Genomic DNA, 21,115 nt, shown 5'->3' with positions numbered 1-21,115 from the left:
CGTTACGTCACCGTCGACTTGCCGTCGACTTCAGGTGGTGCTGGTGCCCCAGTCGTCCTCCGGTGCACCGTTCGTGTTGCGGTCCCTCAGTGAGCGCACCCGCTGGGTGACCGACTCCGGCACGCGGTCGCCGACCTTGTCACTGACCGCGTGGTAGGCCTTGCCCGCGTACTGACGGCCCTGCTGCGCCGCCGACTCCGCGGTGTTGCGGACGGCGGGGTTCTGGGCGATCTGGCGAGCGGACTTCTTCAACTGCTCGTAGCGCTCGCGCCCGGCACGGGTGCCCAGCACGTAACCCAGAGTCAGTCCGACCGCGAACGTGAGCTTGTAGCGCATGGTGGCCACCCTTCTCTTGTGCAGGTCTCCGGTGCGACGTCGGTGTCGAGGGAACCGATTGGCGGAGCACCCCCCTGGTTGCGCTAATGTATGTGTCGCAGACAGCGTCCGCCCCCTGGCGAATACCCAAGGAGCTTCGTTCGATGCAACGAGGCATTCCTCCGTAGCTCAATTGGCAGAGCAGCCGGCTGTTAACCGGCAGGTTACTGGTTCGAGTCCAGTCGGGGGAGCTTCGATCTTCCGTAGCTCAATTGGCAGAGCAGCCGGCTGTTAACCGGCAGGTTACTGGTTCGAGTCCAGTCGGGAGAGCCCAGATGATCGAGGACCCCGTGGGGGTCCTTTTTCATGTGCGAGGGAACCGTGCAGGTCACGGCGTAGTCCTGTAGGGCATGCGAAGTCGCCCCTGCGGAGCAGGAGATCGTATGAGCGGCTATGCTGCGGCAGACGGCGCGCACACATGTACGCGACACGCCGCGATGGGGCGGTAGCTCAGCCGGTTAGAGCAGCGGACTCATAATCCGTCGGCCGTGGGTTCGAGTCCCACCCGCCCCACCTTCGCCTCCCCCAGGAGAACCGTTTCCACCTGCGGAAACGTCGGAACGGGTGCCGTCACTCGAAGGTGGTGACACCCGTTCAGCTATTCGGACCAAGATCCAGTGGACGTGTAGTGGACGCGGGGACGACCCGGTGGACAGCGGCCGCCTCAGGCCGCCTTGCGGCGCCTCTTCGCAGCCCCACGAGCCCTCCTGGGCCGGGTGGTTGGCAGGCCCGTCGGCAGCTCCCAGCCGTCCGGTCCGGGGTCCTCGGCGCGGCCGACGGTGAAGCGCGTGAGCGAGAAGTCCGACCGCTGCTCCTCGGGGTAGCGGTCGTTGAAGTTCTCGACCCGGACCAGCTCCAGGTCGTTCGCGGCGCAGTGATCACGTATCCACCGCACGGCCGCGTTGGCGGCGTCCTCCTGGCCTCGGCCGACGAGCGTGACCATGCCCAGGAGGTCGGCGTCCGGCCGGGGCTGTGCGCCGACGGCCCACGTGTCGTCGGGCTGTCGTGCGCCGTGGGCGAAGAGGACGGCGAGGCCGTCCTGCCAGATGGTGCCGGGGAGCTCCAGCGTGGTGTGCACGGCGAAGGTGATGTCGCGGGGGACGACGGCCATGATCGACTCGGCCTCGGCGCGCATCATCTCGGGCAGCACGCTGGTGTAGGTGTCGGAGGTGATCTGGCGTGAGGAGTGGCCGAGCTTCTCCTGGACCACCTTGATGTCGTTCCCGGCGAGCAGGGACAGGGTGGCGGCGAGGTGGCGTAGGTCGTGGAGGCGGACGGGCGGCAGGCCGGACAACTCCACGAGGCGGGCGAAGCGCCGGGACACCCAGTCGGGGTGCAGCGCCTCGCCGTTCTCGTGCGTCCAGACGCGGCCGGTCTCGACGTAGGCGTCGCCCCACTCCTGGCGCTTCTGCTCCTGTTTCGCGCGGAAGCTCACGAAGTTGTCGCCGGACTCCAGGCTCAGCGACAGGGTTCGGACGCTGTCGGCCTTCGGTGCTTCGCCGTATAGCTGGTAGGCGACTTCGACGATCTGCTGGGAGATCCGCATCCAGAGGGCGTCGGTGCTGACTTCGGTCCAGGGCAGTGCGGCCATCTCGCCGCGGCGGGGGCCGAGGAAGATGAACGAGTGCCACAGCTCGTAGAGCCAGTCGTTCTTGGCGAAGTCGAGGAACTGGCCGGTGAGTTCCGGTGTCCAGACCATGACGGGGCCGGGCTTCTCGCCGGTGCGCTTCCAGTGTTCGACGCGTTCGGGCGTCCACACGAGGGGCTTGGGGCGGGTGGCCGGAGGCAGTTCCACGAACTGCGCCCAGTTCTTGGTGAAGGCCTGCTCGCGCTTGATCCCCCAGGACAGCGCAGAGCTGAGGGTGTCGTTGATGCGGTGCATGGTGGCGGCGGAGGTGACCTTCCGCAGCCCCTTCCTGCCCTCGCGGAGTGCCGCGTTGGCGTCGAGGAAGGCTCGGCGGGCGACCCGGCGTTCTTCCCGGTGGGCGTAGCCCGCCACCTTCACCCAGGCCCGGTGTGCGTCGTCGCGGTCCTTCTTGAGCTGATCGACGCGGAGACGGTGGAGGACCCGCTCGGCGTTCTCCTTCTCGATCGCGTCGTACATGAGGTCGAGGTGGCGGACCTTGAGGTCGCGCCGCTTGATGTGCCCGAGGTGGGGGAGGAGGTAGTTGTTGAGGTGTTCCTCGTAGCCGTGGCGGGTGGTGCGGGCGAGGGACTTCTTCGCTTTGAGCCACCGGAGGAAGAATGCGCCGCACTTTTCGTCGGAGAGCACATCAGTGCCGGCGGTGGCGGCGTCGTAAAGCTCTTTTGCCTTCTTCTTGGCGTCGTCCTTCTTGGTGAAGCCTCCGCGTCGTACGCGTTGGCGTTCGCCGCCTTCTGCGGGTTCGAGTTCGAAGTAGAAGGACCATGTACCGTGCTTGGGGCCGAGCTTGGCGCACGTGGTGCCGATGGACCCGATCTTCGGGGAGCCGTCTGGGTTGAGTCTGGGCTTGCCCTCCTTGTCCTTGAGCGGCCCCTTGCACTGGCATCGCCGGTAGTAGCTCGGTTCGAACATCCGACCCTCTTGTGGCTGTGATCGTGGTGGCCCGCCGTCGTTGTCGGTACGTGTGTGTACGTGGTTGGCGGGATCTGTTTCGATCTTGCTGGGGGTGTCGGACACTGCTGTACAGTCGCGAACAAGTTGGCGTGGGGGAGATTGCGACCAGCGAGATGACCACCCAGGAAACGGGCGTGCAGCCGCAGTCCGGCGCGATGAGCCTGGAGGAGCTGCTGTCTCTTCCGGCCACGGTCAACGTCACAACGGCCGGACGGGCTTTGGGCATTGGCCGGGACAAGGCGTACGAGTTGATTCGTGAAGGCAGGTTCCCGGTCCGGACGCTCCCGCTGGGAGGGACGGTGCGCGTGCCGACGGCGGAGCTGTGGAAGATCCTTGGCGTTGAGGGCGCTCGCGTGTAGCCCAGGCGTTAAGGGGCTTGTTACGTATGTCGGGTCCCTGTCATTCGCACATCCTTTGCAGCAGTGTGACCTATCTTCGTTAGCATGTGAGGTGTACAGGGGTCGGAGAAGGCTGGGGAGATTCTGTGCCGAGGTTGTACGGGTTCGCGGATACCGCGTTCAGAAGGCCGAAGGACGACGAGTTGCCGCCTCTGCGGGAGGCCGCCAACCGGCGTGAGGCCGGCCAGCCCTACGGGGACATCACAGGCTGGATGAACGCGGAGGGGCACCGCACGACCCTGGGCAACGAGTGGAGGCCAGCCGCTCTGGCCTCGGTCCTGGATCACCCGGCCATCGCCGGCCTCTATGAAGACGAGGAGGGCAACCTGCTGCCCTCCGGCGGGCCCGAGCTGATCCCACCCGCGCAGTTCCGGAAGATCCGCCAGATGCGGCCCAAGCACCAGCCGGAGACAGACCGGGCGCCGCAGCAGGAGTACTTGCTGAGCGGTGAGCAGACCGCGTGCGGCCTGTGCACCCACCCCCTCGGTGCCGCTCCCTCCAACGCGGGCAGTCGCGGCCATCGTTGCAAGCCGAGCACTCCGCAGCACCCCGGTGGCTGCGGACGCGTACGGATCAACGCGGACCTTTTGGAGACGTACGTGGCCGAGCATGTGCTGGCCGAGCTGGCCAAGCCCGAGGTCAGTGCGCTGATCGAGCAGGCGCGCGATCAGCTGCTGGCGGAGGCGGAGGAGCTGCGCAAGAAGGCGGATGAGGCCAGCCTTCGGCAGAAGCAGCTCGGCAAGGACTACGCCCGCCCCTCGGGCATGTCGCTGAAGGCGTTCAAGGCGGCCGACAAGGAGCTGTCGGCGCAGGCCAACGCGTTCAGGGCGCGGGCGCGGCTCCTTGAACGGGTCAAGCATGTGCCCGTGGGGGCCGTGCCGGATCTGGTGCGGTGGTGGCAGCACGCGCCGCTGGTGGCGAAGCAGGGTGTTGTGGCCCTGATGTTGGAGCAGGTCGTCGTGTACCCGGCGGCGTCCAGGGGCTCGCGCACCGTGGACGCCGACCGGGTGGCCTTGAAGTGGCGCACGTGGGGCTCCGCGCCTGAAGGTGCAGCCGTTACTGAGGACGCCTACCCCGGACCGGTCAGCGCACCCTAACGGGCAGTTCTCGGAGCGCGTGCGAACGCCACGACGAGCGCCACCGCAGCTCGCTCGACGGGACGGCCAGGCGCAAGCGCGGGAAGCGGCGCAGCAGGGTAGCCAGCGCGGATTGGATCTCGATGCGGCCCAGGGCGGCGCCGAGGCAGTAGTGGAGGCCGTGCCCGAGGGCGAGGTGACTGGTGTCCGCCCGGTGCATGTTGAAGCGGTCTGCGTCCGGGTAGCGGTAGGGGTCCCGGTTTGCGGAGGCCAGGCAGAGCATCACCGTTTCTCCCTTGGGGATGCGGACGCCGCCGATCTCGATGTCTTCCAGCGGAAAGCGGCGGATGGCCATCTGATTGGGGTGCGCGTAGCGGAGTATCTCCTCCACGGCATGCGGGAGAAGGCCCAAGTTGCCGTGCAGTTCTTCCATCTGCTGGGGATGTTGCAGCAGGGTGAGCACTCCAGTGGTGATCACGTGCTGCACGTTCTCGCTTCCGGCCATGAGGATCAGGAAGGCGAGTGAGACGAGTTCGTCCTCACTGAGCTTGTCGCCCTCGTCCTGGGCGGTGATCAGGTCGGAGAGAAGGTCATTGCCCAGGGCGCGTCGACGCTCGGCGACGAGGTTGGTGAGGAACTCCTGGATGGTGTTGATGGCTTCTCCGACCTGCCCGGGATGGTCGGGGGCGAACATGGTGGCGACCCAGAAGGAGAAGGCGAGTCTGTCCTCGTCGGGAACGGCGAGGAGGTCACCGATCACCGTGATCGGGAGCGGGTTCGCGTAGGTCGCGGCCAGATCGTGGATGCCGACCGCTTCCATGGCATCGGCCAGTCGGTGCGTGGCCTCCTCGATCGTGGCGCGGAGCTGCTCTACCCGGCGGGCGGTGAACGCCTGGCTCACCAGGCGGCGGAGCCGCAGATGGTCTGAGTGGTCGACGTTGAGGAGGTTGGCGTCCAGGGCCGGGGGGAGAGAGAAGCCCTGATAACCCCGGGTCGAGTGGGCCTTGTTCACGGACAACCGCGGGTCGCTCAAGGCGGCGCGTACATCCCTCTCTCGCGGGATGAACCAGATGGGCGCCCCCTCCGGCGTGTTGAGGCGGTGCGCGGCACCTTCAGCGCGAAGACGCGCGTACGTGGTGTACGGATCGTTGAAGAAGTTGGCGTCGAAGGGGCACGGGAGGGTGGTGTCTGGCGGCGTCATGCTCAGTTCTCATCCTGCGGTGCTGCGGTCGGCGCTGATCCCGCTACGGCAACTGTGGTGAGGGGGGACTGCCGGAAGCGTTGGGCGATCTTGCGTTGGAAGGTCAACTCCGCCGCGAGGTCTGGGGGTTCGGCGAGGCGCGGCATGACCGAGTGGTCCATCGGCGGGACTCCGTGTGACTTGGCCTCGATCGCGGACTTGAGCTGCTGGGCCTCGACGAAGGCGAGGAGGTCGTCGCCGCGGAGTCTGAGTGCCTCGCCCTCTCGCCGCGCCGCTGCCACCGCGTTGGGTGTCATCCACAGGCGTAGTGCCCACTGGGCGTCCCGCATCTCGACGACCATGCGGTACAGGCGAGTTCGAAGGTCGTCGTCAGGGTCCAGTTCGAGGACGGGATCGGGAACGTGCGCGGTGATCTGACGGTGCAGCGGGGCGAGTTCGTAGTGAAGCCGGCGGTGGGAGAGCCACTCCTGAACGGTGGTGATGTAGCGGCCCCAGTCCGGCAGGGTCCAGCCGATGGTCTTGCCGACGATTCCGACCAGGAGCGCGAACGGCACGAGGGGCTCCCAGGTTTCACCAGATATACCGAATTGGGCCGCGACGATGTCGGCGACTCGGCATCCCGCGTAGACCAGAGAGGAGGGCAGGGTCAGAGCAACAAGGCGCAGGCCGCGGCGAAGCCATGGCCTGGGCGAGACGCGAGCATGCCGCCAGCACAAGATGCACACGTCGATCTGGTTCCAGAGGTAGGCCGCTATGTAGATCGACAGGTAGGCCGGGTAGAACTGGGCCGTCGTCAGCGCATAGTTCGTGGGAAGTTCGCTGGCGTGGGTCGCGAAGACGAAGAGCGCGACCATGGTGCTCACCACGAGACCGATACCCGTGATCCGCAAGCGCGCCTTGCGCCAGGCAACATCCCGTTCGTAAGTGAGATGTAGCAGGACGAGTTGCTGGCAGCCGGCCAAACACATGGCCAGGACTTGCGTGAAGAGCCCGGAGAAGTTCACGACGCCGACGGCGGCGCTGGTAGCCACCCAGACGGACGGGGTGGACACCGTAAATATCACGGCGGACAGTAAGAAGTTGCCGCACAGGGCCCACTGCGCTGGCGAACGGTCGAAGCGCAGGATTCGAATCCTGTAAAAGAAGGCCACGCAGCTCACCGCAGCGCAGATGGGATATAGAACGCTGTTCATCTCTACCTAGCGGGACGGGGAGGTTCCAGAGCGGACAGACGGGCTACGAGGCCTCGTGCCTCTGGAGGAACTGTCCGGGTGCGTTCGGCACCCCAGTCGCTGATCCTGCGTCCGATCAGGGAGCCGATGTACTCGGCCTCCCGCTCCACGTCGGTGTGGGAGTGATCGCGTCCGAGGACTCGGCGCACCAGGCTGGGATCCAGCGACGGCGTGAACAGCTCCGCTACGGCAGGGGCGGCAGCTTGTGTGGAGTGATCACAGATGAGGTGGCCGACCTCGTGCAGGACCACTTGGCGCTGATGAACTGGGGCGAGGCGCGCTTCGTAGATGATGAAGTCCTGGGCATCGGTCTCGATCAACAGGCCGTCAGGGCTTCCCACCGGCAGGTCCAGGCCTAGGACCTGGAGGGGCCGTTGGCGAAGCCGGCCAAGTCGCTCGCACAGAACGGGGACGGTGAGTTGCTCCCCTTCCGGCAGTTCAAGAGAGCGGACGCGCTCTTCGCAACGTTGCTTGAAGTCGCTGTGATGATGGCCGTTTGTCGTCTTCCGGCGTGATCGTGGGGTCATCGTGCCGCTAACTGTCGCTCTCTCGTGGGGGGTGGGGATGCTCAGAGGGCGGAATTTCCTGTAGGGCTACACGGGCTTGTTCCGCGTTTGCGACGATCCCGCTGAGGAGTTGGGTGAGCTGCTCCACCGAGGCTGGCGGCAGACCGGTGGGGACGGACCTGCGCGCTATAACACCCTCGACTCCCTGCTTCCGGAGCTGGTCCAGGGCGTCGAATTCTGCGGTGATTTGCTCGTAAACGGTGTCGTCGAGGAAGTAGGCGATGCGCCTGATGCCGAGGCTGTGCGCCACTTTGGTGAGGGTTTCGAGCGTGACGTTGGCCCCTTCGGAGGACTCGGCCTGAGCCAGTGTGCGAGCCGAGACCCCTGCCCTCTCCGCCAGCGAGGCGAGAGTGAACGGTCCTTCGGGGTGGCGCTGGCGAAGGTGTCGCAGCCGTTGCGCGATCGTCCGCTTGGACTCGCGGATCAGTTCGTCGGGCGACTGTTCCGATGCGTCGACGGGCTGGCCTTCGCTCATGAGAATCCCGCGCCTCCTCACCCTGTGCTCTTACTTCATCCTTACCGTATGAAGTATGATGCATGCCTTATGCAGTAAATTGCAACCTGGTCGGGCTCGGTTGGCCCGCTCGGTGTGCAGGGCGGGGTCCGGCATCGGATCGGGTCGGTCGTCTGGAGGGCAAGGAGTCGGCGTGCGTCGGGGAACAGAAGCTACTGACCAGTTGACATGCCGCATGGCGGACGCCGCAGATAGAAGCGGTGAGGGGGTCGTGAAGATCCCGACCCCGGCCCCCGAAGCCCAGGCGGAGGAGTGCGAACTCGATGAAGCGCGGATTCACCGCCTTGCGAGTGAAGCACCACACGTCATCGGACGGTTGAGTCCAGGCGCCTCCGCGCCCCGGGAGGCGAGCGAACTCGTGGAGGTGCTGGCGCTGCTGGAGCTGACCTCGATGCCGCCTGGGAGGGGTTGCGACGCGCAACAACTTGGCCCGATCGAATAGATAGGTGACATGTTTCAAGCGATGCTGTAGTTTCCAAGTCGTCGACCGGGCGCAGCAGCCGCAGCGATCCCGGTCGGCGGCGTCGCGAGAGCGGCGCCCTTCCCTGCTCCTCGCGGGTGGCCGACCCCCCGCGCCCCACCCGCGAGGAGCGGCCGTATTGGTGCGGCCGTCGGGGTGCGTGAATGGGAGCGGAGCCCGTCGCGGTCGCAAGACCGCGGCGGGCTCGCCCCATTTCTGGGCGCGACGTAGCGCGGGGGCCGGGTGTGGCCCTCCAGTCGCCCCTCGCTTGCGAAGGGGGGCGAATAGAGCCCGGAGATCTGGAATTGAATTCGAGAAATTAAAAATAATTCCCACTTGCTTTAGAGGTGTATGCGATTAAGATATAAGTATAAGGAAAAAGGGGAAGCCAAAAAGGATGGCTCCCCTTTAAATTCGAAAGGTGCGGGAAAGTGTTCGCTAACCTCAAGACCTCCGAGATCGCCCCCAACCCCGACCAGCCCCGCAAGTTCTTCGACGAGGCGCAGCAGGAGGAACTGACGGGCAGCATCAAGGAGAACGGCCTCCTCCAGCCGGTCGTCGTCCGCCCGGTCGAGGGGGCCGAAGTCCCCTACATGCTGATCGCGGGCGAGCGCCGGTGGAGGTCCTGCAAGGCGGCCGGCCTGGAGGTCATCCCGGCGAAGGTCATCGAGGACGCCAGCGAGGAGAAGGCGTACGTCCTCAGCATCGCCGAGAACGTCAACCGCTCGGACATGACGATCATGGAGGAGGCCGGAGCGTACGCCGACCTCAAGGCGGCGGGCTGGACCCCGGCCAAGATCGCCAAGCAGTTCGGCAAGACGGAGACCCACATCACCTGGCGCCTGGGTCTGCTCACCCTGCGGCCCGAGGTCGCCGAGATGGTCGACAAGGGCCAGATCAAGAACAACCTGGCCTGGCACATTGCCCAGCTCTCCCCCGCCAACCAGATGGTCGCGGCCATGCGGTATGTGCGCGGCGACTTCGACACCGAGGCAGAGGCCCAGCACTTCGCCAACGGCCTGAAGATGATGGAGCAGCAGACCTCCCTTACCGGTGAGCAGACCCCGACGGCCGAGGAGCAGGAGACGCGGAAGCAGGCCAAGGCCAAGGCGAAGGACAGCCTGGGCAAGGCGGAAGACATCCTTATCCCACTGTTCGAGGAACTGGGCGGGAAGAAGCCCGAGGACCTGGCCGTCATCCTCGGCAACGACCTCGACCGCTACGTGCGCGTCGTCGGCAAGATCTACAGCCAGGTGCAGGCGGTGCGGAATGCGCTGAGCAAGGCTCAGGGCGTCCAGCGCGCCATGCAGGCCCAGTTCAACAAGGCAGCCGCCGAGGTCCAGAACGAAGCGGCGGCCGCGAAGAAGACCGAAGCGGCAGCGAAGCCCGACGTGGCCGAGCCCGCGAAGCCGGTCGAGCCGAAGACCGCCGCGAAGCCTGCATCGAAGACGGCCGCCAAGCCGCAGCCGACGGCGCGGAAGGAGGCCGTCAAGCCCGCCCCGAAGCCTGAGGCGCGGACGGCCGCGGGCGCCAAGAGTCCGGCGCGCCGGACGCCCGCCAAGAAGACCGAACCGGCCGCGAAGTAGAGAGGTGGGGCGCGGCAGCGGTCGCGCCCCACCTCTCTCTGGCGTGAAGCATGGGCGCGGCCGGCATTTCGGCGGCGCCCATTTCTTTCGTTAATCATCTTCGAAATTGAATGGTAATGGATCCTCGAATGCCATAAGATATAAACAAGAGTAAGCGGGAAGGGATTGCGGTGGAGATTGAATGTCAGGGAATTCTCTGGACTCTCACCTCGGATGACGAATACGCCAACCCTCGGGGGCCGGTCGCATGGCTCACGCAGGAGGTGGTTAGCGAGGCGAAGAAGGCTCACGAAGTGCGGCGTCACCTGGACTGCGTGAATTGGACTCGCACCGCCAGTTGGCTGCTGGGTAGGTTCTGGCTGGCAGGCTCGGATCAGCAGCCCGCGCGGGAACTCGGCGCCTGAATGCGGGAGGGGTGCGGTGCGGCGGCGGCCGTGCTCCCTCCTTCGATCGGCCCCGGGCATGGAAGCCGTCGCCAAGCACCGAACCGCGGATGCCAAACGATATGGACGTCGGCAAGAAGTCTGTTGTTGCCGGTCACGCCGAGCCCGCAGGGTTACCCCCTGCGGGCTCGGTGTCGTTCGGGCTCTCTCGGGTGCGAACGGGCACCGGCAGCCCGGTCACCGGCGTCGTGCCTGTGACCGGGGAGTTCAAAGCAAGGAAGGAATGAGTGTGCTCACGCTGTTCACCAACCGGTTCCAGGCGTATCAGCCCCCGCAGGGAGTGCCGGTGCGCATCACCCTGGGCGCTCCCCGTTTCAAGCTCCCCTACTCCCTCACCCACTCGGTGCGGGAGCTTGCGCCGCGTCGGGACTACCTCTCCGAGCCCGAGCCCGATTTCATTGCGGCGTACCGGGCCGACCTCGACCAGCTCGGACCCGAGCGGATCGCCGTGCGGCTTCGGCAGATCGCGGAGGCCGAGGGTGACCACCGTCTGGTTCTGCTGTGCTTCGAGGACCTGACGAAGCCGGGCCTGTGGTGCCACAGGCGGGTGTTCGCCGCTTGGTGGAAGGACGTCACAGGGGACGACGTCAGGGAGTTGTCTCCGGTGGAGGGGGTCCACTACCAACAAGGGACCTTGATGTGAACGTCGGAACCGTCCCTAAATACAGGTGACGTGATTCCAAGAGGCTTTCCGACCTTTGCGGCAGGTTCCAGCGCAGCGCCCGGCCCGGCATCCGTCTGGCCGGGCGCTGGCATTGGCTTCTTGACGTGTAACGGCCGCTGGGTCGCCTATCGGAGGCCGGAGATGTCGTGGGGTTGAGGAGCAGTGGGGACGCGCGGCCCTGGCTGCTATCCGAGTAGGTACAGGCCGAGAAGCTGTAACAAGCCGATGACGACAGCCGGTCGGTGCCCGACGTGGTGGTGACACGGGCCCGAAACCCACCCCATCATGGGTGGGTCATGGGGGGTTCGGTGGATGTGTCCCGTGTGTGCCGCCGCGGCAGGGTGCCGCGTGTGGTACCGGTGGCCGCTGCCCGGGCGGGGCTGTTCTCTGTGCTCGGTACGGCGGTGGCGGGCACCGTCCACCATCTGGCGTTCGACTCCAATCCCTCCTGGGGTGTGCGGGTTGCGGCCGCGCTCGTGCTCTTCGGCATCGCGTTGCCGGGCGCGGGTCACGACAAGCCGCTATTACGGCAGTTGGTGCTGGCGGCCGTAGCGCAGGTGGCGGTGGGGTATTGGTTCGTCCGGACCGACGACGCGGTCCACATACCCGCGCACGCCCTTTGGCCGACCTCAGTGCATGCGGGCTGGCCGGTAGTCGCTGCTCATGTGCTGCTGACTTTGTGGTGCGCCGTGCTGTTGCACGGCGTCGACATCTGCCGGCGCCAGGTGCTCTATGCGGCCGGGCGCGAGTGGGAGCACCTGCGCGAGTTGCTGCGCAGGCTGTTCGGGCCGGTCCGTGCGCCCCTGGACCTGACCGCGGTCGCCGCTGCCGGGCGGCGATGCTCTACCCGGTCCGCGCCCCGCTCTCCGGCCCAGTTCCTCCTCGCGGGCGCCGTTGTCCGGCGTGGACCGCCCTTCCCCCCGCCGCTGCTCGCGATCTGACCGGCACCATGGCGCCTTGAGTCGTGCCATTGCCGGGATGTGCGGCGGCTTTCGGTGTGTGTCCGAAGTCCTGACCTGCCATGCCACGCCGAAGCGCGGGCTGATCAAAGGCTCGCGCCGGGGGGAAAATTCATGTCCAAGAACGTTGTCGTCATCGGGGCGGGCCCGTACGGCCTGTCCACCGCTGCGCATCTGAAGGCGCGCGGCCTGAGTGTCCGGGTGTTCGGCTCGCCGATGGCGAGCTGGGCCGAGAATATGCCCGCAGGCATGCTGCTGAAGTCACCGCCGAGCGCGTCGATGCTGTCGGCGCCGCGGCCAGGGTTCACGCTGGACGACTACGCCCGGCAGTCGGACGAGACCCGGCTGACCGGGCATGACCAGGTGCCGGTCGAGATGTTCGTGCGCTACGGGCGGTGGTTCGCCGAGGAGTTGGTGCCCGAGGTGGAGCGGATTCGCGTCCTCGGCGTCGACCGGCAGGCCGACGGCTTCCATCTCAAGCTCGCCTCGGGCGAGGAGCTGCAGGCGACGGCCGTGGTCGTGGCCAGCGGCATGGACGGCTTCGCGCACATCCCGGAGCCGCTCGCCGAGTTCGTCTCCGAGGGGCTCGTCTCGCACAGCTCGCAGCACGCCGACCTCAAGGCGTTCGCCGGACGTGAGGTGGTTGTGGTGGGTGCCGGGCAGTCGGCGCAGGAGAGCGCCGCGCTGTTGCACGAGGCCGAGGCCAAGGTCCAACTCCTCGTGCGGGCGGAAAAGTTGGTGTTCGGTGCCGGTCCCACGCCCGGGCCGCACTGGCAGCCGGACACCCCGCTCGGACGTTCCTGGGGGCTGTACGGGGTCGTCCACCACGCGGCCGCCTTCCGCTTCCTGCCCGCGGTCACGCGACTGCGGCTGGTCAAGCGGGTACTCGGCCCGTTCGGGTCGTGGTGGCTCAAGCCTCGCCTCGACAGGGTGGTCCCCGTGAGGCTGGGACAGCACATCACCCATGCGCGGAGGGACGACGACGGTGTCCTTCTCACCATCAGGGACGTGGAGGGCCGCACCCACACGCTGGCGACCGATCATGTCCTGGCCGCCACCGGCTACCGAGTCCGCTTGAACGGCCTGGACTTCCTGGCCCCCGAACTGCGCGCCGGACTCACCCGCACCGCAGGCTTCCCGCATCTCGACGCGGGGCTGCAGTCGTCCGTGCCCGGCCTGTACTTCACGGGCATCCAGGCGGCGGCCGCGTTCGGGCCGCTGATGCGGTTCACCTGCGGGACCGCGTTCGCAGCACCGCGACTCGCGGCGGCCGTCGCGAGCCGGCTCGCGACGGGGTGAGACACCGCGTTGTGCCCTGGTCTGCGAGCGTAGTCACAGTTTCTCGCAGGCCGGGGCACAGCCGGCCGCGCTAGCCACTCCGGCGGGCGCCACGGTGGCGCGGTCCCGCGGTCCGGGCAGCAGGAGCAGTCGGGAAACACGAGGCCCAGTGAGTCAGGAAAGCCACGAGCGGGTACGGGATCTGGCCGATGGCCTACGGCTGGTCGTCCGCACCCTCGTCTACGTCGTGTTCGGCGGCGTCGCGCTGATCGCCATCGTGACGGTCGGCTCGATCCTCGGCCCGATGGTCGCCCTCGACCTCTACATCCCGCCCGTGGCTGCCTGGTGGACCGTCTTCACGGCGATCGCCGTGCAGGGTGTGCCGTTCCTGCTGCTCGGCACGCTCGTGTCGGCGGCGATCGGTGCCTTCGTACCGGAACGGGTCTTCAGCCGGCTGCTGCCGCGCAACCCTGCCCGTGCCGTGCCGTGCCGTGCCGGTCGCGAGCGCGGCGGGCGCCATCCTGCCGGGGTGCGAATGCGCGTCGGTCCCGGTCGCCGACAGCCTGATGCGGCGCGGTGTCGCCCCGGCCGCCGCGCTTGCCTTCCTGCTGTCCGCGCCGGCGATCAACCCGGTCGTGCTGGTCGCGACCTCCATCGCCTTCCCGGGCAACCCGGCGATGGTGGCGGGCCGGCTCGTTGCCTCGCTCACCACCGCTGTGGTCATGGACTGGCTGTGGGTCAGGTTCGGGCGGGAGGAATGGCTGCCCGACGGGTGCGTACGACGTCCAGGGCGCCGTCGGGCGGTGGGCGCCTGGGTGCCTTCCGGGCCGGACTGCAGCATGATCCGCGTAGTCATCGCCGACGATCAGCCCCTGGTGCGCACCGGGTTCAAGGCCCTGAACGAACCGGCTCCGGACCTGGAGGTGGTCGGGGAGGCGGGCGATGGACGTGAGGAGGTGCGTCTGGTCAGGGCCGCCGGGGCGGATCTGGTGCTGATGGACATCCGTATGCCGGTTCTCGACGGTCTCGCGGCGACCCGCCTGATCACCGGGGACGAGGACCTCGCCGGGGTGAAAGTCCTGATCCTCACCACCTTCGAGATCGACGAGTACGTCTTCGAGGCACTGCGCGCCGGAGCCAGCGGCTTCCTCGGCAAGAGCGCCGACGCGGAGGAACTGCTGCACGCGATCCGTACCGTCAACCGGGGCGACGCGCTGCTGTCTCCCGCCGCGACCAGAACACTCATCAGCCGCTTCCTCGCCGCCCCTGCCTCGCCACAGCCCATGGACGAGACCGCCCGCCGCGGCCTGGACCAACTCACCGACCAGGAACGGCAGATGACCACGCTCGTGGCCACCGGCCTGTCCAACGACGAGATCGCCGCGCAACTCGTGCTCAGCCCCGCCACCGTCAAGACGCACGTGAACCGGGCCATGGTCAAGGTCGGCGCCCGCGACCGGGCCCAACTCGTCGTCTTCGCCCATCGCAGCGGCCTCGTCGAATCGGCGTAGTTCCCGGACACTTACGACGCGAACGACGGCCGAACCGTTCGCGTGTTCCCCCGGCGCATCAGCCCGACAGGGCCTCCGCGAACGCTCCGTCCTTCTGCGCCACCCCACTGCAGTCGGTCGACGCCCCGTCGGAGGCTGAGGCGGTCTCCTCGCACTGCTTGTCCCGGAAGGTGGACCACATCGACAGCCAGGCGAGCCCCTTGTCCTCGGCGAAGGACCGCACGGCGGCGGCGTCGGACAGGGTGAATGTCTCGCCCGCCACGTCGTTGACGCCGATCATCGAGGTGAGGGCGAGGCCGTGCCAGGCGTTGTCGTCGGAGAGCGCGAAGACGTCCTTGAGCTGGTCGTGGGTGGCCTTGGCCGCGGAGATGGCGTAGTCGCTCATGTCGCCGGTGTACGACGTGCCGTAGTCCATCGCCATGATGTTGACGGTGGAAACCATGACGGCATTGGTGTTCGCGGAGTTCAGGACGGCGAGGCCGTCGTCGCTGAGCCCGTCCGGGAAGACCGGGAGGGTGAAGGACACCTTCAGGTCGGTGCGCTCCTTCTGGAGGATCGCGATCGCCTTGGAGCGCAGGTCGATCGAGGCGGAGTCGGTCAGTGCGTCGCCCTCGATGTCGAAGTCGGCCTGGGTGGCGTGCACCGCGTCCAGGGCCTTGCCGTACGCCTTGGCCAGTGCGGACGCGCTGTCGCAGGTCTGGGCGAGTTCCGTGCCGGTCGCCCCGCCGAAGGAGACCCTTAGCGCGGCGCCGGATGTGGTGAGTGCGGAGATGCGCGACTTCACCGCTGTGTTGTCGATGGCGTAGGTGCCGCTCCACTTCGGGAGGCAGCTACTGCTGTCGGAGAGCACGAATTCCAGGTTGTACGTCGACGGGGAGCCGGCGGAGTCCGTGTCCGAGGCGGTCGTGGCGCTGACGTACGGCTCGAAAGGGGGAGACGAGGCACTCGACGGCGCGGAGGCGCTCGACTCCGGTGCGCCGCCCCCGACAGCGGCCCCCGAACCGTCCCCGCCCGACGAGCAGCCCGCGCAGGCCAGGGTCAGCAGGCTGGTGAGCCCGAGGGCCGACTTCACAGAACGCCTCATGCGCATACCCGCTCCCGTGTCCGGAGCCGGAGCGAAGGGGCTCGCTCCGGGGCACCATGAATCGCACAGTTGCCTGTGACGTGCGGACAGCGAGCCCACAGCGCAGGTATATGAGGGCGCTCAACAGGTCGTCGTGGTGGTGTGCGGTGTGCACCGCATCGGGAGGTGCCCACTCGTACGGCGGCCCTCCGAGGAGAGGAACACCACCGGGCCGATGTGGCTCATCGTGAATGATCGATTACGGTGGGTGTGTGATCGGGTGGCGGGTCAGGACGGCGGGCCATGCCAGGCGTTGGGGCCGCCTCGGTCTGTTGCTGGGTCTCGTCGTACTGGTCGCCGCCCATCTCCCAGGTGTCCTGCACGGGAGCTCTTTCACCGGTGAGCAACTGAGTGTCGACTCGGCTGGCTGCTGCGCGAGGCGGCCTGGACGCGGGCCGCCGAGTGAGCCGTCGCGGGGCCGCCCCCGCCGCTCAGGCGGCGCCCCGGTGCACGGTCACCGTGTGCCGTGGTTGCTGCTGCGGCACGGCCAAGATCCCCGGCGTCGACCATGCCGGTCAACTCGCCGCTCTCAAGGCCGAGCTGGGGACCGTCGCCCGGGTCCGGGCGGTGAACTGCCTCGATGCGTGCGAACAGGCCAACGTCATCGTCGTACAGCCGTCGGAGGCCGGGCGGGCCGCGGGCGGGCGGCCCGTCTGGCTCGGGCTGGTCAACGATTCCGACGCGACGGCCGACATCGCGTCCTGGGTCCGGGCCGGCGGACCGGGCCTCGCCGAGCCGCCCGAGATCCTGGACCTCTACGAGTTCGCCGCCTCGCGGCGGGTGCGCAAGGGTATCGAGGACTGACAGTCGGGGCGTACGTCCGGGCCGTCGAAACTTAGCCTCAGCGAGGGACATGGGCCCCTTCGAGGGCTGACTGCGAGGCGCGGGTGTGCGGCCTGCCGCGGACGGACCGACTGTCAGGGGGCAGGTGCGCTCAGCCGCGGGCTTGCCGTCAGCGGTGGCGCAAGCGGCCCGTCGTGGACCGGCTTCAGCGTAGGGCGTGGAGTCCGTCCAGAGGCAGGTCGTGGCTGTGCCGCCAGCCGTTCCCGACCTGGACCGCGTCGCCCCCGAGATGAGGGTGGCCGTCGTGCAGGTCGGTGTGTTCGTGCTCCACGACCACGGATTCCGTGACCTCGCGCTCCCGTGACGGCCACAGCCGTACCGCCAGCAGACCGGCGCCCAGGGCGATTGCGCCCAGCGAGACGACGGCCGCCTGCAGGCCGGCGATCGCGCCGAGCCAGCCGGCCAGGGGGTACGTCAGCAGCCAGCAGCTGTGCGAGAGCGAGAACTGGGCGGCGAACGCGGACGTGCGCTGCTCGGGCGGGGCCGAGCGGCGGATGAGGCGGCCGGCCGGGGTGAGCACCATGGAGCAGGCGGCGCCGAAGGCGGCCCAGGTGAGCAGAAGCGCGGGCCAGCGCCAGTCGCCGCCGTCGGCGGCCGTGACGGCGCCGAGTCCCGCGAAGACGAGGGTGAGCAGGAGGGCGCCGCGCAGCATCACCGTGCGGTCGGAGGTCCTGTCGAGCACGCGCGGGAGCAGGAGGGCGACGATCATCGAGCCGGCGCCGTAGGCGCCGAGCGCCAGTGGTACGTCGGCGGCGCTGCGGCCCAGCTGGTCGCGGACGTAGACCACGCTGTTGACGGTGACCATCGCGCTGGCCGCAGCGACCGCGAGGTTGAGGGCGAGCAGGGCGCGCAGTTGGGGGCTGGCGAAGAAGAGGCGGGTCCCCGCGGTGGCCTTGGCGTACGCGCTCCCGGTGCGCGGCTCGGTGGCGGCGACCTGCTTCGGCAGAACCGCGGAGGTCACCAGGGTGGCCGAGGCGAGAAAGCCGGCCACGGTGCCGAGGAACAGCCAGTTGTAGGTGATCAGGGACAGCAGTGCGGCGGCCAGGGCCGGGCTGAACAGGCTCTCCAGGTCGTAGGCGAGGCGAGACAGCGACAGCGCCTGGGTGTAGTCGCGCTCGGCGGGCAGTACGTCGGGGATGACGGCCTGGAAGGTGGGTGTGAAGGCCGCCGACGCGGACTGGAGCAGGAAGATCAGGACGTAGATCTGCCACACCTGGTCCACGAACGGCAGCATCAGCGCCACCGCGGCCCTCGTCAGGTCCGAGCCGACCATCAGCGCGCGGCGCGGCAGCCGGTCGGCGACCGCGCCGATGGCCGGGGCGATCACCACGTACGCCAGCATCTTGATCGCGAGCGCGGTGCCGAGCACCGAACCGGCGTCGGCGCCGGCGATGTCGTAGGCGAGCAGGCCGAGCGCGACGGTGGCCAGGCCGGTGCCCACGAGGGCGATGACCTGTGCCGTGAAGAGGCGCCGGTACGTGCGGTTGCGCAGCACGGAGAGCATGCGGGTGGGTTCCTTGTGGCAGGGCGGGAGCGGCCGGGCCCACTGTATCCAACAAGTGCGCACGTGTGCACATGTCTACCTGTGAATCCGGCCACCCGGAACGCGGTTATCCGCCCTGTCTACGCGGTCTACGCTGTTCCCATGCCTGCTCGCGATCAACTGTCACCTGCGAATAATGCGCATGTGGGTGCCCCGGACGCGGCTCGCCTTGTGGAGGCGACCGAGGTGTTCTCGCTGCTGTCGGACGTGACCCGGCTGCATCTGCTGTGGCTGCTCGCGCAGGGCGAGTCGGACGTCGGCTCGCTGGCGGAGCGGTGCGCGGCGTCACGCACGGGCGTCAGCCAGCACCTGGCGAAACTACGGCTCGCCGGGCTGGTGGAGACACGCCGCGAAGGGCGGCACATCTACTACAACCTGCGTGACGGACACCTGCGCCGGCTGGTGATGGAGGCGCTCAGTCACGCGGACCACCGGGTGAGCGGCAAGGCTCCGCACGACTGAGCGGTGACGGGATGTCTTCAGGCCGCTGAGGGCGAGGCGCCGTACGCGTCGGTCTCCTCGATCGTGCCGCCGAGCTTGTCCCGGGCCGCCTCCATAGCCGAGCGCGGACTGGCCGAAAGCGCCCAGTGGTCGCCGACCAGGTAGATGCCGCCGTACATCTGCGACACACCGAGCCAGTCGCGCTGGTCCTCGTCGGTGTCGAAGTGAGCAGGACGTACTCGGAGCTTCCCGCTGTACACACTCCCTGGCGGTATCCCAGGGTTTTTCCGGCTTCCTCGGCCTTCGCGCAGCCGACCGCGTCCGCCAGTTCCTCCAGCGTCGCGGGCTTCGCGCTTGCCGCTGGGGTGGCGGCCGTCGGGCCCGCTGATGGCGTGCTCGTCCGGGTTGCAGAGGATTTGCGGTCCCGCTCGGCCCGCTCTTCCGTGTCGGAGCCGCAGCATCCCGCGAGGAGGAGCTTCGCGGTCGTGGCGAGCGCGGGGGCGGTGAGGCGGCGGACGCGGCGGTGCATCAGGGCTCCAGGGCGGGACGCGGGCGGTGAGTTCCTTGTGGGTACGGGAGTCGGCTCTGCGGCGTTCAGGGCGTGGCGGTGGCGCCCGGCCGGGCGTACGGCTTGGACGGATACCCGGTGTCGAAGTGCATGTAGTCCGGCACCGCGCACTTGGGCCGCTGACCGGGTCGATCTCGCCGTGGCTGAGCCAAGAGCGCGGGAAAGCCCGGCCGACCCGGGCGGATGACGCCCGGGTCGGCCGGGCTGGTGACGGCGGGACATTCCGCCGTGTCGGAACTACACGGACGCGGCACCCCCGCGGCGTACGAGATAGAAGGCCCCGCCCGCCACGACGACCACGACGGCACCGATGCCGATCCAGACGCCGGCCGACAGGCCGCCGTCGTCCTTCGTCTCGGCCTCGGCGACGGGGGAGGCCGAGGGCTCCTCCGCCGTGGGAGAGGGGGACTGCGATGCTGTTTCACTCGGGGTCGGGCTCGCGGACTGAGCATCGGCTGCGGCAGCCTTCAGCTTGAGCACCGGGGCGGGCTGCTCGCCGCTCTCGTCCAGCTCGATCCAGCGGTCGGTACGGCCGTCGCTGTACGTCTGGAGCGTCTTGAACGCCAGCTCCTTCGCGTCGGGGAGCTGCTTGACGACGACTGAGTACTCGGCGTTGACGCCGGCCTTCACCGCCGGGCCCTTGACGGTGTAGCCGTCGCCGTTCGCGGTGAACTTCCAGCCCTTGGGACCTTCGCCGTACGTCACGTCGGCCGACGCGATGCCCGCCGGCAGCACCACACGGATCTCGGTGATCCCGGCCGTGGAGGACTCCGACTCGGCGTCGAAGGAGACCTTGACGTTCTCGGCGAGGGCCTGGGCCTTCTCCGATTCGACCTCCACGTGGGCGGCGGCCGGACCGGCGGTGAGGAGGACGGCGGTGGCGGTCGCGGCGGTGGCGATCGTCAGGCGCCGGGCGGTGGCACGGGTGTTGCTGGGGTGGGACATGGTTGTCTCCAGGCGTGGTGGAACGCGGAGCGGCGATAGAGCGCTGCTCCGGCGGGGTCAGTTGGCGAGAACGAACCCCGCCGGCGGAGGACCCCGCCGTACCACCACATCCGCGAGCACCGCCACTTGGAGCGGCGGTCGTTCCATCCACTCAAGGGCGAGGGCAGGCAGCCCGCCCTCCACCATCGCGGGGCGATCGCTCAGCAACGCCCACGTCGTGGCGATCCGGGCCCTCACCCCGTCGACGGCGGTCGTGACGCCGCGTGCCAGCGACCAGCACACCGCATCCGCACGGTGCAGCAGCACGGCGACGAGCACGGCCGCGACGGCGTGGACGGCGGTCATCGTGAGCGAGCCGTGCAGCCGCTCGTGCCACGCGCCATGGGCATCCATGGCGTGGTGGCCGTGCATGGGCATCGCCATGGCCATGGTCGGGGTGGCGGCGTGCGCGTGTGCGGCCGACAGCCACAGGTGCAGGCCCACCTGCGCGGCGGCGCTCGTCACGATCACCGCGCCCAGCGTCCGCTGACGCCGGGCACCGGCGAGCCCGATACCGAAGAGAACGGCGGCAGCCCAGGCGCTCTGCCGCCAAGGCGCCGGTCCCTCGGCGATCAGATGGTGGGCGCTCACGCCCAGCACCGTCCCGACAGCGGCGAACACCGCGGCCCGCAGAACGGACAGTGGCGCACGGTGCGTCGTCGTACGGAGCATGGTCATGACCTGACCATCATCGGTCACGGCCCGGCGCGGCCGGAGGCGGGTTCCGGAAAGAGGCGGCTCGCCCGTATTTCCG

Annotated in this window: 20 protein-coding genes, 3 tRNA genes and 1 pseudogene; 13 read left to right on the top strand and 11 right to left on the bottom strand. The window is 68.3% G+C overall.

What is annotated here, in order from left to right; translation table 11 throughout:
- Positions 1-30: 30 nt before the first annotated feature.
- On the bottom strand, positions 31-336 hold the full coding sequence (locus OHT57_RS17455; RefSeq protein ID WP_328747338.1) for a YtxH domain-containing protein: 306 nt from the start codon (positions 334-336) through the stop codon (positions 31-33).
- A 157-nt stretch (positions 337-493) separates the two neighbouring features.
- Here OHT57_RS17455 and OHT57_RS17450 point away from each other — a divergent pair.
- The 3 genes from OHT57_RS17450 to OHT57_RS17440 all read left to right on the top strand — a co-directional run bounded on the left by OHT57_RS17450 (position 494) and on the right by OHT57_RS17440 (position 888).
- A tRNA-Asn gene (locus tag OHT57_RS17450) sits at positions 494-566 on the top strand.
- Positions 567-572: 6 nt separating this feature from the next.
- Positions 573-645: transfer RNA gene (locus OHT57_RS17445), tRNA-Asn, on the top strand.
- Between the two features lie 169 nt (positions 646-814).
- A tRNA-Ile gene (locus OHT57_RS17440) sits at positions 815-888 on the top strand.
- Positions 889-1,039: 151 nt separating this feature from the next.
- Here OHT57_RS17440 and OHT57_RS17435 read toward each other — a convergent pair.
- Complete coding sequence (locus OHT57_RS17435) at positions 1,040-2,929, bottom strand: tyrosine-type recombinase/integrase (RefSeq protein ID WP_328747337.1); 1,890 nt, start codon at positions 2,927-2,929, stop codon at positions 1,040-1,042.
- Between the two features lie 155 nt (positions 2,930-3,084).
- Between OHT57_RS17435 and OHT57_RS17430 the strand changes: the two genes are divergently transcribed.
- Together OHT57_RS17430 and OHT57_RS17425 are read left to right on the top strand one after the other, a co-directional pair.
- Positions 3,085-3,330, top strand: coding sequence for a DNA-binding protein (locus tag OHT57_RS17430; protein WP_443053457.1), 246 nt, complete (start codon positions 3,085-3,087; stop codon positions 3,328-3,330).
- 125 nt (positions 3,331-3,455) lie between these two features.
- Complete coding sequence (locus OHT57_RS17425; protein WP_328747336.1) at positions 3,456-4,466, top strand: recombinase family protein; 1,011 nt, start codon at positions 3,456-3,458, stop codon at positions 4,464-4,466.
- Here the strand turns inward: OHT57_RS17425 and OHT57_RS17420 are convergent.
- From OHT57_RS17420 to OHT57_RS17405, 4 genes are read right to left on the bottom strand one after another with little or no spacing between them, the layout of a single operon-like run.
- Positions 4,453-5,646: a cytochrome P450 family protein gene (locus tag OHT57_RS17420; RefSeq protein ID WP_328747335.1), complete on the bottom strand. Its 1,194-nt coding sequence runs from the start codon at positions 5,644-5,646 to the stop codon at positions 4,453-4,455. The genes OHT57_RS17425 and OHT57_RS17420 overlap by 14 nt on opposite strands.
- A 2-nt stretch (positions 5,647-5,648) precedes the next feature.
- Entirely contained in the window at positions 5,649-6,839 is a 1,191-nt protein-coding gene (locus OHT57_RS17415) for an MAB_1171c family putative transporter (RefSeq protein ID WP_328747334.1), read from the bottom strand.
- Positions 6,840-6,841: 2 nt separating this feature from the next.
- The gene (locus OHT57_RS47470) at positions 6,842-7,405 is read right to left on the bottom strand and encodes an ImmA/IrrE family metallo-endopeptidase (RefSeq protein ID WP_443053456.1); all 564 of its coding nucleotides are present in this window, start codon (positions 7,403-7,405) and stop codon (positions 6,842-6,844) included.
- A gap of 7 nt (positions 7,406-7,412) precedes the next feature.
- Positions 7,413-7,919: a helix-turn-helix domain-containing protein gene (locus OHT57_RS17405; protein ID WP_328747332.1), complete on the bottom strand. Its 507-nt coding sequence runs from the start codon at positions 7,917-7,919 to the stop codon at positions 7,413-7,415.
- A gap of 930 nt (positions 7,920-8,849) precedes the next feature.
- Here OHT57_RS17405 and OHT57_RS17400 point away from each other — a divergent pair.
- From OHT57_RS17400 to OHT57_RS17375, 6 genes and pseudogenes are all read left to right on the top strand, one after another.
- Positions 8,850-10,004, top strand: a complete 1,155-nt coding sequence (locus tag OHT57_RS17400; RefSeq protein ID WP_328747331.1) for a ParB/RepB/Spo0J family partition protein — start codon at positions 8,850-8,852, stop codon at positions 10,002-10,004.
- Between the two features lie 666 nt (positions 10,005-10,670).
- Positions 10,671-11,090 (top strand): hypothetical protein, encoded by a 420-nt coding sequence (locus OHT57_RS17395; RefSeq protein WP_328747330.1) that lies wholly within the window; start codon positions 10,671-10,673, stop codon positions 11,088-11,090.
- 329 nt (positions 11,091-11,419) lie between these two features.
- Positions 11,420-12,052, top strand: a complete 633-nt coding sequence (locus OHT57_RS17390) for a hypothetical protein (protein ID WP_328747329.1) — start codon at positions 11,420-11,422, stop codon at positions 12,050-12,052.
- 132 nt (positions 12,053-12,184) lie between these two features.
- Positions 12,185-13,369, top strand: a complete 1,185-nt coding sequence (locus OHT57_RS17385) for an FAD-dependent oxidoreductase (RefSeq protein WP_328747328.1) — start codon at positions 12,185-12,187, stop codon at positions 13,367-13,369.
- 148 nt (positions 13,370-13,517) lie between these two features.
- Positions 13,518-14,192 (top strand): annotated as a pseudogene (locus OHT57_RS17380) (permease); the annotation flags it as partial.
- Entirely contained in the window at positions 14,188-14,859 is a 672-nt protein-coding gene (locus tag OHT57_RS17375) for a response regulator transcription factor (protein WP_328747327.1), read from the top strand. The pseudogene OHT57_RS17380 and the gene OHT57_RS17375, both read left to right, overlap by 5 nt.
- A 58-nt stretch (positions 14,860-14,917) precedes the next feature.
- Here the strand turns inward: OHT57_RS17375 and OHT57_RS17370 are convergent, their stop codons facing one another.
- On the bottom strand, positions 14,918-15,943 hold the full coding sequence (locus OHT57_RS17370; RefSeq protein ID WP_328747326.1) for a chitinase: 1,026 nt from the start codon (positions 15,941-15,943) through the stop codon (positions 14,918-14,920).
- Between the two features lie 441 nt (positions 15,944-16,384).
- Here OHT57_RS17370 and OHT57_RS17365 point away from each other — a divergent pair, with 441 nt between their 5' ends.
- On the top strand, positions 16,385-16,786 hold the full coding sequence (locus tag OHT57_RS17365) for a (2Fe-2S) ferredoxin domain-containing protein (protein ID WP_328753225.1): 402 nt from the start codon (positions 16,385-16,387) through the stop codon (positions 16,784-16,786).
- A 184-nt stretch (positions 16,787-16,970) separates the two neighbouring features.
- On the opposite strand, the gene OHT57_RS17360 is transcribed toward OHT57_RS17365, so the two are convergent.
- Positions 16,971-18,329: an MFS transporter gene (locus OHT57_RS17360; RefSeq protein ID WP_328747325.1), complete on the bottom strand. Its 1,359-nt coding sequence runs from the start codon at positions 18,327-18,329 to the stop codon at positions 16,971-16,973.
- Positions 18,330-18,470: 141 nt separating this feature from the next.
- Here OHT57_RS17360 and OHT57_RS17355 point away from each other — a divergent pair, with 141 nt between their 5' ends.
- Entirely contained in the window at positions 18,471-18,830 is a 360-nt protein-coding gene (locus OHT57_RS17355; protein WP_328747324.1) for an ArsR/SmtB family transcription factor, read from the top strand.
- Positions 18,831-18,847: 17 nt separating this feature from the next.
- On the opposite strand, the gene OHT57_RS17350 is transcribed toward OHT57_RS17355, so the two are convergent.
- The 3 genes from OHT57_RS17350 to OHT57_RS17340 all read right to left on the bottom strand — a co-directional run bounded on the left by OHT57_RS17350 (position 18,848) and on the right by OHT57_RS17340 (position 21,039).
- Complete coding sequence (locus tag OHT57_RS17350) at positions 18,848-19,069, bottom strand: hypothetical protein (protein ID WP_328747323.1); 222 nt, start codon at positions 19,067-19,069, stop codon at positions 18,848-18,850.
- Between the two features lie 545 nt (positions 19,070-19,614).
- Positions 19,615-20,322 (bottom strand): DUF1775 domain-containing protein, encoded by a 708-nt coding sequence (locus OHT57_RS17345; protein ID WP_328747322.1) that lies wholly within the window; start codon positions 20,320-20,322, stop codon positions 19,615-19,617.
- Between the two features lie 57 nt (positions 20,323-20,379).
- Positions 20,380-21,039, bottom strand: coding sequence for a hypothetical protein (locus OHT57_RS17340; protein WP_328747321.1), 660 nt, complete (start codon positions 21,037-21,039; stop codon positions 20,380-20,382).
- Positions 21,040-21,115: the final 76 nt, after the last annotated feature.

Source organism: Streptomyces sp. NBC_00285, from assembly GCF_036174265.1.
GTDB lineage: Bacteria > Actinomycetota > Actinomycetes > Streptomycetales > Streptomycetaceae > Streptomyces.
Note: the sequence above shows the minus strand (reverse complement) of the source record. Positions and strands in the feature narration are given on the sequence as shown.